Annotated in this window: 13 protein-coding genes; 9 read left to right on the top strand and 4 right to left on the bottom strand. The window is 72.0% G+C overall.

The features are described 5' to 3' along the window. Window positions 1-81 precede the first annotated feature (81 nt). From ACRQ4B_RS05550 to ACRQ4B_RS05560, 3 genes are all read left to right on the top strand, one after another. Entirely contained in the window at window positions 82-3,717 is a 3,636-nt protein-coding gene (locus ACRQ4B_RS05550) for a S8 family serine peptidase (protein WP_439693693.1), read from the top strand. Between the two features lie 109 nt (window positions 3,718-3,826). Further along, window positions 3,827-3,997, top strand: a complete 171-nt coding sequence (locus ACRQ4B_RS05555; RefSeq protein WP_439693694.1) for a hypothetical protein — start codon at window positions 3,827-3,829, stop codon at window positions 3,995-3,997. Window positions 3,998-4,176: 179 nt separating this feature from the next. Next, window positions 4,177-5,469, top strand: a complete 1,293-nt coding sequence (locus ACRQ4B_RS05560) for an adenylosuccinate synthase (protein WP_439693695.1) — start codon at window positions 4,177-4,179, stop codon at window positions 5,467-5,469. A 119-nt stretch (window positions 5,470-5,588) separates the two neighbouring features. Here ACRQ4B_RS05560 and ACRQ4B_RS05565 read toward each other — a convergent pair whose 3' ends face one another. After that, window positions 5,589-6,839 (bottom strand): MFS transporter, encoded by a 1,251-nt coding sequence (locus ACRQ4B_RS05565; protein ID WP_439693696.1) that lies wholly within the window; start codon window positions 6,837-6,839, stop codon window positions 5,589-5,591. Between the two features lie 54 nt (window positions 6,840-6,893). Between ACRQ4B_RS05565 and ACRQ4B_RS05570 the strand changes: the two genes are divergently transcribed. From ACRQ4B_RS05570 to ACRQ4B_RS05585, 4 genes are all read left to right on the top strand, one after another. Continuing rightward, complete coding sequence (locus tag ACRQ4B_RS05570) at window positions 6,894-7,664, top strand: helix-turn-helix domain-containing protein (protein ID WP_439693697.1); 771 nt, start codon at window positions 6,894-6,896, stop codon at window positions 7,662-7,664. Between the two features lie 80 nt (window positions 7,665-7,744). After that, window positions 7,745-8,698: a hypothetical protein gene (locus ACRQ4B_RS05575; protein WP_439693698.1), complete on the top strand. Its 954-nt coding sequence runs from the start codon at window positions 7,745-7,747 to the stop codon at window positions 8,696-8,698. A gap of 287 nt (window positions 8,699-8,985) precedes the next feature. After that, window positions 8,986-9,315, top strand: coding sequence for a hypothetical protein (locus ACRQ4B_RS05580; protein ID WP_439693699.1), 330 nt, complete (start codon window positions 8,986-8,988; stop codon window positions 9,313-9,315). An 11-nt stretch (window positions 9,316-9,326) separates the two neighbouring features. Then, a complete protein-coding gene (locus tag ACRQ4B_RS05585; RefSeq protein WP_439693700.1) occupies window positions 9,327-9,674 on the top strand; it encodes a hypothetical protein in 348 nt (115 codons plus the stop codon). Between the two features lie 6 nt (window positions 9,675-9,680). On the opposite strand, the gene ACRQ4B_RS05590 is transcribed toward ACRQ4B_RS05585, so the two are convergent. Both ACRQ4B_RS05590 and ACRQ4B_RS05595 read right to left on the bottom strand, forming a co-directional pair. Then, entirely contained in the window at window positions 9,681-10,421 is a 741-nt protein-coding gene (locus ACRQ4B_RS05590) for an SOS response-associated peptidase (protein ID WP_439693701.1), read from the bottom strand. Between the two features lie 41 nt (window positions 10,422-10,462). Continuing rightward, the gene (locus tag ACRQ4B_RS05595; protein WP_439693702.1) at window positions 10,463-11,134 is read right to left on the bottom strand and encodes a hypothetical protein; all 672 of its coding nucleotides are present in this window, start codon (window positions 11,132-11,134) and stop codon (window positions 10,463-10,465) included. A gap of 227 nt (window positions 11,135-11,361) precedes the next feature. Here ACRQ4B_RS05595 and ACRQ4B_RS05600 point away from each other — a divergent pair, with 227 nt between their 5' ends. Next, window positions 11,362-11,787, top strand: a complete 426-nt coding sequence (locus tag ACRQ4B_RS05600; RefSeq protein ID WP_439693703.1) for an organic hydroperoxide resistance protein — start codon at window positions 11,362-11,364, stop codon at window positions 11,785-11,787. A gap of 9 nt (window positions 11,788-11,796) precedes the next feature. Continuing rightward, window positions 11,797-12,183: a YchJ family protein gene (locus tag ACRQ4B_RS05605; RefSeq protein ID WP_439693704.1), complete on the top strand. Its 387-nt coding sequence runs from the start codon at window positions 11,797-11,799 to the stop codon at window positions 12,181-12,183. Window positions 12,184-12,247: 64 nt separating this feature from the next. On the opposite strand, the gene ACRQ4B_RS05610 is transcribed toward ACRQ4B_RS05605, so the two are convergent. Then, window positions 12,248-13,114 (bottom strand): shikimate dehydrogenase family protein, encoded by an 867-nt coding sequence (locus ACRQ4B_RS05610; protein WP_439693705.1) that lies wholly within the window; start codon window positions 13,112-13,114, stop codon window positions 12,248-12,250. Window positions 13,115-13,167 lie beyond the last annotated feature (53 nt).

The following is a 13,167-nucleotide window of genomic DNA, read 5'->3' on the forward strand; positions in this document are numbered from 1 at the left end:
TGCGGACTGCGCGACCTGAGAGGAACCGCATAACTTCACAGCAATTCCTTGCGAAACACGGACGAACCGGGAGTGCGCCCTTTGAACCGTGCAACACCGAACAACGACCCGAACCCGAACCCGAACCGCATCGCGCGTGTCCTGACCGCCGGCATCGCCGCCGCGGCACTGGCGTGCGGCGGGCTGGCCGTCGGAGGAGCCGCTTCGGCAGCCCCAGCCGGACCGGTACCGGCCGACCTGAAGCTCTCGCAGCCGTTGCGGGACGCGAAGCCCTCGAAGACGATCGCCGCGTTCGTGCGGACGACCGGCCAGGGAGCGCTCGAGGTCGATGCCGCGGCGAAGGGCGGCGACCTGACGAAGTCACGGACGCAGTCCTCGGCAGCGAAGCAGCGCGTGCAGGCCATCACCACGGCGACCGACGCCGTCACCGCGGCCGTCAAGCGCGCGGACGGTGACGCCACCGAGCTCTACTCGACCGAGTACACCGTGCCGGGCGTCGCCGTCGTCGCCGACGTCGCAGCCCTCCGGAAGGTCGCGGCCCGCTCCGACGTCGAGAGCATCATCCCGCTCACGCCGAAGAAGATCGTCGACCCGACGGTGAACGCCGACTCCGGCGCGGCACCGTCCGGCGTCGACCCGAGCCTCGTGAAGCCGGGCGCGGACGGTGTCACGCCGAAGAACGCGGCGAGCGACGTCTACACCCGCTCGCTCGACGCCTGGCAGCAGACCGGCCGCACCGGCAAGGGCGTCAACGTCGCCGTCCTCGACACCGGGCTCGACTACACGCAGGCCGACTTCGGCGGTCCGGGCACCGAGGCCGCCTACCAGGCCGCGCTCGCGAACACGGGTGCGCCGACCGCCGGATCCTTCGACGGCGAGAAGTTCCTCGGCGGCTACGACTTCGCCGGTCCGACGTACAACGCGGACCCGTCCAGCGCCGCGTACGACCCGACCCCGCAGCCCGACGAGAACCCGATCGACGGCAAGGGCGGCGACCACGGCACGCACGTGTCCGGCACCATCGCCGGGTACGGCCTGGACGCCGACAAGAAGCCCTTCGACGGGGACTACACGAAGCTCACCACGCAGCAGGTGCAGGACATGTGGATCGGCCCGGGCACCGCGCCCGAGGCGGGTCTCTACGCCCTCAAGGTGTTCGGTGACGGCGGCGGCTCGACCGACCTCACCGGTGCCGCGCTGGACTGGGTGGGCCAGGCGCTGACCGAGGGCAAGGACATCAACGTCCTCAACCTGTCGCTCGGCTCCGACTACGGCGCACCGGACGACCCCGACAACGCCAAGATCGACGCGCTCACCGCCCGCGGTGTCCTGCCCGTGATCGCCTCGGGGAACGCCGACGACTTCACCGACATCGGTGGGTCGCCGGGCAACGCCGAGGGTGCGCTCACGGTCGCTGCCAGCGCCACCGGCCAGTCGCTGTACGACGGCGTCGAGGCGACCGCCCCGTCGGACGTCGCGAAGACCTGGCGCGCGCAGTACTCGCAGAACTACCAGGGGACGCTGCCGGTCGAGGGTGACGTCGTCGTCCCGACCACGAACGTCGACGGCTGCGCCGCCTTCAGCGCCGACGAGGCCGCGAAGATCGCGGGCAAGGTCGTCTGGCTGAAGTGGACGGACGCCGCACTCGAGTGCGGTTCCGGCGTGCGCTTCGGCAACGTCGAGGCCGCCGGCGGTGTCGGCGTCCTGCTGGCGGGGACGATCAACACGTTCAGCTCCGGCATCGCGGGGAACGCGACCATCCCGGGAGCCGAGCTGACCGAGGACAGCGTCACGGGCCTCCAGGCCGCTGCCCAGGCCGGGACCCTGCACGTGCGCTTCGCCGACGAGCTCAAGGGCTTCGAACTCGCCACCGACCCGGAGGCCGTGAACACGCTCGCGTCGTTCACCAGCCGGGGCGTGCACGGGTCGTTCGACGACATCGTCAAGCCGGACATCGCCGGTCCCGGGGTCAACGTGATCTCCGCGGCCAACGGCACCGGTGACGGCCGCATGTCGATGAGCGGCACGTCGATGGCGACGCCGGACGTGGCGGGCATCGCTGCGCTGACCTTCCAGTCGCACCCGTCGTGGACGGCACCGCAGGTCAAGGCCGCGCTGATGAACACCGCGACGCACGACGTGAAGGACGGCGACGGGACCGCCACCCTGCTCCGCCAGGGCACCGGCCGCGTCGACGCCCTGCAGGCGGTCACCGCAGGCACCACGGTCCGCAGCATCGAGAACGACCAGCTCGTCACCGCCTCCTACGGTGTCGTCGAAGTCGCCTCGAAGACCAGCGAGAGCCGCACGCTGCAGATCGAGAACACCGACGGTCGACCGCACACCTACGACGTGGCCTACCAGCCGCAGGTGGCGCAGCCGGGCGTGGCCTTCGCGCTGAGCACGAAGCGCGTGACGGTTCGACCGCACGGCACCGCGACGGTGAAGCTCACCTTCTCGATCGCCGACCCGACACAGCTCCGCCGCGTCATCGACCCCACGCAGGAGTCGGTGCAGTCCGGGTACCAGCGGGAGTTCGTCGCCGCTGCGTCCGGTGTGGTGACCTTCACGCCGACCGACAAGACGCTCAACCCGCTGCGACTCGGCACGTACGTCGCGCCGAAGCCGGTGAGCGCCGTGCACGGCGGGGACGTCTCCTTCAGCGGATCGCAGACCAAGGCCGACCTCGCGCTCACCGGGCGCACGGTGGACCAGGGTGACGCGACGACCGGCTACCACGCGGCGGTCGCCCCGTTCGTGCTCGGTGGGACGGACGGTCAGGAGTCCTTCCCGGCCGGTTCGGCGAAGCAGTCCCTGCAGGCAGCGGACGTCCGGGCCTACGGCGCGAACTACGACAAGACGTCCGGCACCCTGGCGTTCGGTGTCCAGACGGCCGGCCCCGACGCCAACCCCGGCGCCGTGACCAACGTCGAGGTGCTGATCGACACCGACCGCGACGGCACGCCGGACTACCTGGTGTACGACGCCAAGTCGGCCACGGTCGACGCGACGCTCGCGACCACGGTGGACCTCGCGACCGGCAAGACCGTCGACGCGCAGCCGCTGAACGGGGGAGCCCCCGGGCAGGACGTCAACACGTTCGACAGCGCGGTGAAGGTCCTGACGGTGGACGCCGCGACGATCGGTGCCACCGGGCCGTTCACCTACTCGGTGGTCACCGAGTCGGCGTACGCCCCGGCCCTGGCCACGAGCGGGTCGTACGTGGTGGACGAGACGGCCGAGGCGACGTACGACCCGTCGAAGCCGGCGCTCACCTTCGCGCAGGGCGCGGCGACCGGCGTGCTGTTCGCCGACCGCGGCTCGCTCCAGGTCACCCGTGGCGCGGACGTCACCAACGCCCGGGTCCTGCTGCTGCACCTCGGCAACGCGGTGGGCGACCAGGCCCAGACGGTGTCCGCGGTCCAGGTCGCGCCGACGCTGCACCTCGTGCGGGGCAGCGCCGTGACGATCGACGGCAAGGCCACGGTCGGGTCGAAGCTCAAGGCCCGGCACGGCACGTGGGACGGCAAGAAGGTGTCCTACTCGTACCAGTGGCTCCGTGACGGTGCTGTCGTGAAGGGTGCGACCGGGACGACCTTCAAGCTCGGCACCTCGGACGTCGGTCACCGCTACTCGGTGCAGGTCGTCGCGAAGGCGAAGGGCTACCAGGACGGCACGGCGACCTCGAAGCAGACCGCCAAGGTCACGCGCCGCTAGACGTCCTCAGCACGCCTCCGGGCCCCGGCGAACACCGCGTCGGGGCCCGGAGTGCGTTGAGCGGACATGTAGTTAGACAAACTAGTTATCCAGTGTCAGGCTGTTCCGCATGCAGACGCAGAGCACCCTGAAGCAGCTCCGGGCCAACCCGATGGAGTGGCGGCGCCGTGGGCTCACCCCGCCGGACGTCATCCAGTCCATGATCGAACAGCGCCTCGCCGAGCCGGGCCACTCGCAGCCCGTCGGCGACCCCTCGTACCAGGACTTCTTCCGCGGCTGACCCGCGGACGTCACCCGCAGACGGGAGGCGCGGTGCCAGCTGGCACCGCGCCTCCCGTTCCGCTGTCCGCACCGTCCCGAGCAGGTGACCGGTAACGGGGAGGTGACCGTCCGATAGACTCGGGTGGACCACCGACCCGACGGTCGCGTGAGGTCCTCCGCCAACGTGAGGAGAACCAGATGCCCGCAGCAGTCATCATCGGCGCCCAGTGGGGCGACGAAGGCAAGGGGAAGGCGACCGACCTCCTCGGCAGCCGCATCGACTACGTCGTCAAGTTCAACGGCGGCAACAACGCCGGGCACACGGTCGTCATCGGCGGCGAGAAGTACGCGCTCCACCTGCTGCCGTCCGGCATCCTCACGCCCGGCGTCACCCCGATCATCGGCAACGGCGTCGTCGTCGACCTCGAGGTGCTGTTCCAGGAGCTCGACGCGCTGAAGGCCCGCGGCGTCGACACCTCCCGCCTGCTCGTCTCGGCGAACGCGCACGTCATCACGCACTACCACCGCACGATCGACAAGGTCACCGAGCGCTTCCTCGGCAAGCGCCAGATCGGCACCACCGGCCGCGGCATCGGCCCGTCCTACGCCGACAAGATCAACCGCGTCGGCATCCGGATCCAGGACATCTTCGACGAGAACATCCTCCGGCAGAAGGTCGAAGCGGCCCTCGACCAGAAGAACCACCTGCTGGTGAAGGTCTTCAACCGCCGGGCGATCGACGCGGACGAGGTCGTCGAGTCGCTGCTGTCCTTCGCGGACCGCCTGCGCCCGATGGTCGCCGACACCGGACTCGAGATCCACCGTGCGCTCGAGCGCGGCGAGACCGTCCTGTTCGAGGCCGGCCAGGCCACCATGCTCGACGTCGACCACGGCACCTACCCGTTCGTGACCTCGTCGTCGGCGACGGCCGGTGGCGCGGCGACCGGTTCGGGCATCGGCCCGAGCAAGCTCGAGCGCATCATCGGCATCGTCAAGGCGTACACGACCCGTGTCGGCGCCGGACCGTTCCCGACCGAGCTCTTCGACGAGTCGGGGGAGTTCCTCCGCGCCAACGGCTTCGAGTTCGGCACCACGACCGGCCGCCCGCGTCGCTGCGGCTGGTACGACGCCCCGATCGCCCGCTACACCGCCCGCGTGAACGGCGTCACCGACTTCGTGCTGACCAAGCTCGACGTCCTGACCGGGCTCGAGACGATCCCCGTGTGCGTGGCGTACGACGTCGACGGCGTCCGCGTGGACGAGGTCCCGGTGAACCAGTCGGACTTCCACCACGCGAAGCCGATCTACGAGGAGTTCCCCGGCTGGACCGAGGACATCACCGGCGCCCGCTCGTTCGAGGACCTGCCGGCGAACGCGCAGTCCTACGTGCTCGCCGTCGAGGCGATGTCCGGCGCCCGGATCTCCGCGATCGGCGTCGGCCCCGGCCGTGACGCCATCGTCGTCCGGCACGACCTGCTCGGCGCTTCCTGACCTGAGGCGCGGCCGGACTGGGCCAGGCCGGACGCGGCCGGGCCGAGCCTCGGCCGGGCGGACATCGTCCGGGTACCGCAACCCGTGTCGTGTCCGCCCAGCCGAAGCTCGGTGGCGGCCTACGACCGGCGCGCGAGCACGTGCCGGTCCCGGGCCGCGGCCACGCCGGCGACGAGCTGCACCACCAGGAGCGCCAGCAGCACGACGATCGGCGCCGTCCACGCGCCGGTCGCCGCGTGCAGCACCCCGAGTCCGAGCGGTCCGAGTCCCGCGAGCAGGTAGCCCGTGCCCTGCGCCATCGTCGACACGTGCGCGGTGTGCCGGGCGTCGGGGGAGCGCCACACGATGTAGCTCAACGACAGGCTGATCGCCGCGCCCTGGCCGAGCCCGAGCAGCGTCATCCACGCCCAGGCCCCGGCGGCCGGTGCGACGAGCAGGCCGACGAAGCCCGCCGCGCAGAGCACCACCACGACGAGGACCGGCAGCCAGCTCGGTCGCGTCCGGCGGGCGATCGCGGGTCCGGTCACGCCGGTCAGGATCCCGGGCAGCGCCGAGTAGGCGAGCATCAGGCCGGCGTCGTGCGCGGAGACCCCGGCGTCCTGCAGCACGGTCGGCGCCCAGGTCAGGAACGCGTAGTACGACAGGCTCTGCAGCCCCATGAACGCCGTCACCGCGATCGCCACCGGGTCGCGGAAGAGCCGGGCGAAGGTCGGTTCGTCGCGTGCCGCCACCGGGGCGTCCGCCGCCCGTCGGGAGCCGCGCACGTGCCCGGGGTTCCGCATGGCGCGCGGCAGCCACACCAGGAAGGCGACCACGGCGGGGACCGCCCAGAACGCCAGGGCCGGGCGCCACGAGCCGAACGCTGCCATCAGCGGGACGACGGCGGCCGACGCGACGGCGGCGCTGAGGAACAGTCCGGTCGAGTAGAGCCCCATCATCAGGCCGACCCGGTGCGCGAAGTCGCGCTTGATCGCCGCGGGCATGAGCACGTTGGCGACGGCGATCGCGGCACCGGCCACCACTGTGCCGCCGTACAGCGCCCAGCCGTGCGGCTCCAGACGGAGCGCGATGCCGAGCGCGAGCACCGCCATCGTGAGCCCGAGCAGTCGATGCAGACCGATGCGACGGGTGAGCACCGGCGTCAGGAACGCGAAGGCGCCGAACGCGAAGACCGGGATGGTGGTGAGGAGGCTCGCTGCCGACGGTGTGAGGTGCAGCGACTGCTCGACGGCCCCGAGGACGGGCCCCACCGACGCGACCCCCATCCTGAGGTTGAGCGCGATGAGCACGAGGCCCGCGCCGACGTACCAGGCGGCGAGGAGCCCGCGTCGGCGTCCGGCGGTGGGGACGGGGATCGAGGCGGTGGTCATACGACGATCACACCATCGAGCAGGATCGGCGTGGAACACGTACCCTGCCAGGTGATGTCGGTTTCCAGCCAGCACCTCGTCGATCACGGTCGCACCGAGGCGGCGTTCTGGTTCGCGCACGCCGAGACGGTGCCGCCGCACGTGCACCCGCTCGGTCACCTCGTGCACGCAGCGACGGGCGTGCTGTCGCTCATCACCGAGGACGGCGCGTGGATCGCCCCGCCGAACCGGGTGGCGTGGGTCCCCGCCGGCGCCGAGCACCGGCACCGGGCGCACGGCGCGACCGACATGCGGGTCGTCTACCTGTCCGCGGACGCCGCCACGGGCCTCCCGTCCGGACCTGCGGTCCTGTCCGTCTCGGCGCTCGCCCGGGAGGCGCTGCTCGCCATCACGACGCCGGCACGGCGTTCCGACGTGGCCAGGGCCCACCTCCGCGCCGTCATCGTGGACGAGGTCGCGTCCGCCCCGGAGCAGCCGCTGCACCTGCCGGAGCCGCGTGACGCGCGGCTCCGGCAGGTGGTCCGACGGGTCGAGCGCGACCTGGCCGAACCGGCGTCGCTCGCGGACCTCGCCGCGTGGTCGGGCGTCGGCGAACGGACGCTGACCCGTCTCTTCCGGCAGGAGACCGGGATGGGGTACCGGCAGTGGCGGCTCCAGCTCCGGGTGCACCGGGCCCTCGTGCTCCTGTCGGGCGGAGCGTCCGTGACCGACGTCGCGGCAGCGTGCGGGTGGGCGACGACGAGTCAGTGCATCGAGCAGTTCACGCCCCTGGTGGGGATGACGCCGGGCGCGTACCGGCGTGCCGTCGACGCCGCGCGGCACTGAGGGCGACGGACGGGTGTGTCCACGGACCCACTCCAGTCCGCGGGCGCGACCGCGCCGGCACCCGCCGCTACCCTGGCCGGATGGGTGGGGGAACAGTGATGCGCTCGATCGGACTCGGGGCGGGGGCCGGCGTGCTGGCCGGCGTCGCCGGGCTGCTGCCCTGGATCGTCACCGGGATGCGGCTGCCACTGCAGAACCTCTGGGCGACCGCGACCACCGACCCGTCGGACATGCCGATCGCGCTGCTGCCCTTCAGCCAGTACTCCGTCGGGCTCATCGCGGGGATGCTGCTCGTCGGGGGAGTCGTCGCCGGACTCACGGTCCGGGTGTTCGGTGGACGACTCGGGCTGACGGGCCGACTGCGCGCGCTCCCGGCGCTCGGCGGGCTGCTCGTCGTGCAGCTCGGCGCGCTCGTGCAGACCGCCGTCGTCACGGGTGCCGGACTCCGGAGCGACCGGGCGATCGGCACCGGCCGCGCGATCAGCGCCTCGCAGGTCTACCTCGTCGCGCTGGTCGCCGGGACACTCCTGGCCATCGCCCTCGCCGCAGTCGTGCTGCTGCTGCTCGCCCGGGCCGTCCCCGCCGTCGCGGTGGTCGCGGTCGCGGTCGGCGCGCTCGCCGTGGGGACGTGGCTCGACGCCTTCCTGCTGTCGCCCGTCGGATCGGCCGACGGCTCGGTGTCCGCCGTGCTGGCCGTCACCCGGTGGGTCCCGGCGGTGCTGCTCGGTCTCGGGATCGCGTGGACCGGCCTGCTGGGCGTCGGGCGCATCGTCGGGTCGGTGGTCGCGCTCCTCGTGCTGTGGGCCGGCTCGGCCTCCGTGACGGCACTCACCGCCGCGATGGGGACGCGGGTGTACCTCCCGTACCCGCTCGAGCTCGCGGAGTTCGGCGCCCAGGTGTTCCGATCGGCCCTCGGGCCGGCCGGGACCGGGATCGGGAGTGCCCTCGTCGCCCTCGTCGTCGGGGGCGCGGGTGCGCTCGTGCTGCGGTGGTGGCGGGCGCGGGACCGACGAGCGGCGGCGGCAGCGGCCTGACCCGGACGGTCGTCGTCGGCGTGACACGGACGGTCGTCGTCGGCGTGACCTGGACGGTCGTCGTCGGCGTGACCCAGGCGGTCGTCGTCGGACTGGCCGGAGAACGAGTACCCCGATCGTCCCCCTGTACCCCGTACGTGCGACGCGCGGCCCCGGAAACCCGCGGGTCGCCGATGCACCGCATTGACAGAACCCGTGAATCCACGGGCATCGCTGGCGCGTGGACCGCTCGGTCTCGTAGCGTTCTGGTGTCAGCAGATGTACCCCGGATCGCGAAGGAGAGCGACATGAGCAGCACCGTCAGCACCGACACCCGAGCCGAGGTCACGCTCGACACCGAGACCGTCGACACGATCGCGATCCTCGAGGCACAGGCCGAGACGCACACCCGCCCCTCCCGCGCGAAGCTCAGCTGGACGCAGGAAGAGGACGGCGAGTGGATCGCCAACTACGGCGGGTACTTCGGCGGCTCGATCGACAAGCGCGACGACCGCTACGTGGCGTCGGACACCTTCGGCCTGGTCGTCGGCGACTTCGGGTCGCTGGAGCAGGCGCAGGCGAAGCTCGCGGACCAACTGCACGTGATGCTGCCCTCCGTGATCCGCCCCGTCGAGTGAGCAGCTGCACGATGAGCACCACCTTCGACCACCGCCACGATGCCGAACTGACCGTCGACACGGCCACGATCGCGGCGATCACCGAGATCGAGGCCTCCGTCGTCGTCGACGACGAGGTCGTCGCGGTCGACGAACCGTCGCACGCGCGGATCACCTGGGCACGACCGGACACCGGACTGTGGGCCGCCAACTACGGCGGCTACTACGGCGGCACCGTGGACCGTCAGGGCACCCACTACTTCGTGTCGGACACCTTCGGGCAGTACGTCGGCGACTTCCGGTCGCTGGAGGAAGCACAGCAGCGTCTCGCCGAGCGGCTGCACGTGCTCCTGCCCGACGTCCGCCGCGTCGACGACTGACGGCGGCTACGCGACCCGCTCGATGAGCTGCGGCCCGCTGTTCTTGACGCTGTTCACCGCACGGGAGACTTCGTACTGCTCGAGTCCGGCGGCGACCGTCATCGACTCGTGGTCGAGCAGTGCGAGGAGATCGTCCGTGCCGAGCCCGCCACGGTCGGTGTCCAGCCACGCGTCGTAGCCGTCGGGCGTGAGGAACGCCGGCATCCGGTCGTGCACCTCGCCCGGGGCGACGTGTGCGTCCCGCGTGATGATCGCGAGGGACAACCGCCACTTGTCCGGGTCCCCGTCGGGCTTCGTCGGGTCGGGCCATGCGCTCACCACGCCGGCCATCGCCAGGGCCCCGCCGGGCTCGTGCACGAAGTGCGGCTCCTTGCCGTCCTCACGAACCACCCACTCGTAGTAGCCCTGTGCCGGGACGATGCAGCGGTTCGTGGCGAACGCACGCTTGAACATGCCGCTCGTCGCCACCGTCTCGATGCGGGCGTTGATCGGCTTCGGCCGCTGCTTCTGGAAGTCCTTCGCCCAGCTCGGCACGAAGCCCCAGCTGATCCGGGGGAGTTCCCGTTCGCCGTGGCGTTGCCGGACGGCGAACACCGGGTCGGTCGGGGCGACGTTCCAGCTCGGGACGAGGCCGGTCCCGACCTCGCCCGTGTCCGCGTCGACGTGCTCGGTCCTGGCTGCGAGCTCACCGACGAGTTCCGGCAGCAGATCGGCCGTGGTGTCGGAGACGACGAACCTTCCACACATGGTCACAGTCTGCCCGTGCCCACCGACACCCGCTCGGCGGATCACTCGCCGGGCAAGCCGAGCTTCGATCCGGACGGGTCACGACGCCACTGCGGCTGCTCGGAGCCGGGTGGTGGCGGCTCGGTGGCGAGCGCAGCGAGGCGGGCACGTTCCGAGCGGCCCAGCCGGACCACCAGGTCGGGGATGAGCCCGACGTACAGGAGGACCGAGAGGAAGGCGACCGAGCGGAACTCCGTCGCGACGCCGAAGCCGAGTCCGAGCAGGGCGAGCCCGAGCGTCATCGGCCCGAACCGTGACAGTCGTCCGATCAACCCACGCTGCAACAGATGGACGTCGTCCAGGACGGCAGCGCGGTCGTCGGGCGTGATCGGCTTCGGGCGATGCACGAGGTACGGCTCGACCGACCACCGGACGGTGAGCAGCGCGTCCGGGCGGACCTGCCGGCCGTTGATCGTCGCCGCGGGCTCGAGGGGCCGGGCCGTCGGGAAACAGCTGAAGAGCAGCAGGCCGACACCCACGGTCGTCAGGGCGATGGCGACGCCCGCACCGAGCGGCGAGCTCCCGGCCCAGGCGGAGCGGAGCTGCAGGACGACGGACACGACGACCGCGACGAGGGTGACGGCGGCGGCGATCACGGCCGCACGGCGGACCCGCTCGACGTCGACGACCGCACCGATGCGCGTCCACAGGACCTGCCACCCGAGTCTGAACACGAGGTTCCTTCTACTCGCTCGGCCTGGTCGGCGCATCTGGTGAGCACATGACGTCGGGTCCGGGGCAGCGACCCGACGTCTTCTGCTCACGAAGCGGGCGGGACCTCGCACGGTGCAGCCCTGGGCACCCCCGGACACGCCCGGGAGCGCCCGCCCGTGCGCCCGGCGCTCCCCGCGCGCACGCGCCGCTCCAGCACTCGCACAGGAACACACGGTGCGCTCGACCCATGAGTCTCGACATCGTCTACACCGCAGCCGCCCACGCCACCGGCGGAGGCCGCGACGGCCACGTGCGCACCGAGGACGACCGCCTCGACCTCGACACGCGTCCGCCGAAGGAGATGGGCGGCAGCGGTGACGGCACGAACCCGGAGCAGCTGTTCGCAGCCGGGTACGCCGCGTGCTTCCTCGGTGCGCTGCACGCCGCCGGCAAGGAGCTCGAGGTCGACACCACCGACGCCGAGGTCTCGGCCGAGGTCGGCATCGGCGGCAACGGGCAGGGCGGCTTCGGCCTTGCGGTGGAGCTCGACGTGTACGCGCCGTCGGCCCGTCCCGAGCAGCGACAGCGACTCGTCGAGCGGGCGCACGAGATCTGCCCCTACTCGAACGCCACCCGCGGCAACATCACGGTCGCGCTGTCGATCGTCGACTAGCGTTCCGCCGTGGTCACCGACGAGTCGCGCTGCCCCTGCCTGAGCGGCAACCCCTACGGCGAGTGCTGCGGCCCCCTGCACCGCGGTGCGACGGCGCCGACGGCGGAGCGGCTGATGCGCTCCCGGTTCAGCGCGTTCGCGCTCGGCCTGCCGGAGTACCTGCTGCTGACGTGGCACCCGCGGACGCGTCCCGAGGCACTCGAGCTGGACGCGGACCAGCGTTGGACCCGGCTGGACGTGCTGGCGACGGAGTCGGGAGGCCCGTTCGACTCCCGGGGCACGGTCGCCTTTCGTGCGTGGTGGCGTTCCGACGTCGAGCGTGGGACGCTCGAGGAGACGAGCGTGTTCGTGCGCGAGGACGGGCGCTGGTACTACGTCGACGGTGTCGTCGGCTGACGGCCCGGCGACCGCTCTGCGACGGCACGGCGACGGCTCGGCGACGGCTCGGCGGCGGCGCCGCTCAGCCGCGGATGACCTCCGGCAGGCCCACGGCGGCGCGCATCGCCTTGCGGACCACGGCCTCGTCGGGCAGGAGCTCGTCCTGGTCGCCGGTGAGGAAGAACCGGATCTGCCCGAGTGCCTGCTCGGCGAGCATGTCGAGGCCGTTCAGCACCCGGCCGCCGGCTGCGGACCAGCGGGTGGCGACGGCGGTCGGCCACGGTTCGTAGGCGACGTCGAACAGCACGGCGTCGGGCCCCGCGGGCACGAGGTCGAGCGCGTCGGCGGCGCCACCGGGCAGGGTCGAGACGACGAACCCGTGCCGGGTGCCGGGCAGCTCGGTGAGAGGGAGGACCTCGAGCGAGACCCCGAGCCGGACGGCCAGGTCGACGAGTGCCCCGGCCTTCCCGGTGTCGCGCAGGAACACCCGCACCAGGGTCGCGCCGAGTCGCACGGCAGCGGTGAGGGCGCTCGCGGCGGTGGCACCGCCCCCGAGGACCGTCGCCTCGCCGGGCAGGTGGCCGAGCGCTTCGACGGGCCGGACCAGGCCCTCGACGTCGGTGTTCGCCCCGTGGCGCAGCACCGTGTCGCCGGAGGTCCGGAACGCGACGGTGTTCGCGACCCCGAGCTCGTCGACCAACGCGGTGGTGCGGTCGAGGAGCGGCAGCACGTCGCGCTTCAGCGGCATCGTGAGGCTCAGCCCACGCCACTCCGGGCCCAGCCCCGCGATGAACGTGTCCAGGCCGCCGGACGCGACCTCGTGCCTCCCGTACGACCACTGCAACCCCAGCACGTCGTAGGCCGCTGCGTGCAGCGTGGGGGAGAGGGAGTGTGCGATGGGGGAGCCGAGCACCGCGAGGCGGGTCCGGCCGGGGTCGGTGGGGGCCACGGTCAGCCAGCCTAACCAGGCGCCCTCGGAGCCGGCCGTTAGGTTAGGCTACC

This window comes from Curtobacterium sp. SP.BCo (genome assembly GCF_051903265.1).
Lineage (GTDB): Bacteria > Actinomycetota > Actinomycetes > Actinomycetales > Microbacteriaceae > Curtobacterium.

Coding starts and splice junctions, on each gene's coding strand:
- ACRQ4B_RS05560 (WP_439693695.1), top strand. CDS start 4,177: ATGCCCGCAGCAGTCATCATCGGCGCCCAGTGGGGCGACGAAGGCAAG.
- ACRQ4B_RS05570 (WP_439693697.1), top strand. CDS start 6,894: ATGTCGGTTTCCAGCCAGCACCTCGTCGATCACGGTCGCACCGAGGCG.
- ACRQ4B_RS05585 (WP_439693700.1), top strand. CDS start 9,327: ATGAGCACCACCTTCGACCACCGCCACGATGCCGAACTGACCGTCGAC.
- ACRQ4B_RS05555 (WP_439693694.1), top strand. CDS start 3,827: ATGCAGACGCAGAGCACCCTGAAGCAGCTCCGGGCCAACCCGATGGAG.
- ACRQ4B_RS05580 (WP_439693699.1), top strand. CDS start 8,986: ATGAGCAGCACCGTCAGCACCGACACCCGAGCCGAGGTCACGCTCGAC.
- ACRQ4B_RS05565 (WP_439693696.1), bottom strand. CDS start 6,839: ATGACCACCGCCTCGATCCCCGTCCCCACCGCCGGACGCCGACGCGGG.
- ACRQ4B_RS05590 (WP_439693701.1), bottom strand. CDS start 10,421: ATGTGTGGAAGGTTCGTCGTCTCCGACACCACGGCCGATCTGCTGCCG.
- ACRQ4B_RS05575 (WP_439693698.1), top strand. CDS start 7,745: ATGGGTGGGGGAACAGTGATGCGCTCGATCGGACTCGGGGCGGGGGCC.
- ACRQ4B_RS05600 (WP_439693703.1), top strand. CDS start 11,362: ATGAGTCTCGACATCGTCTACACCGCAGCCGCCCACGCCACCGGCGGA.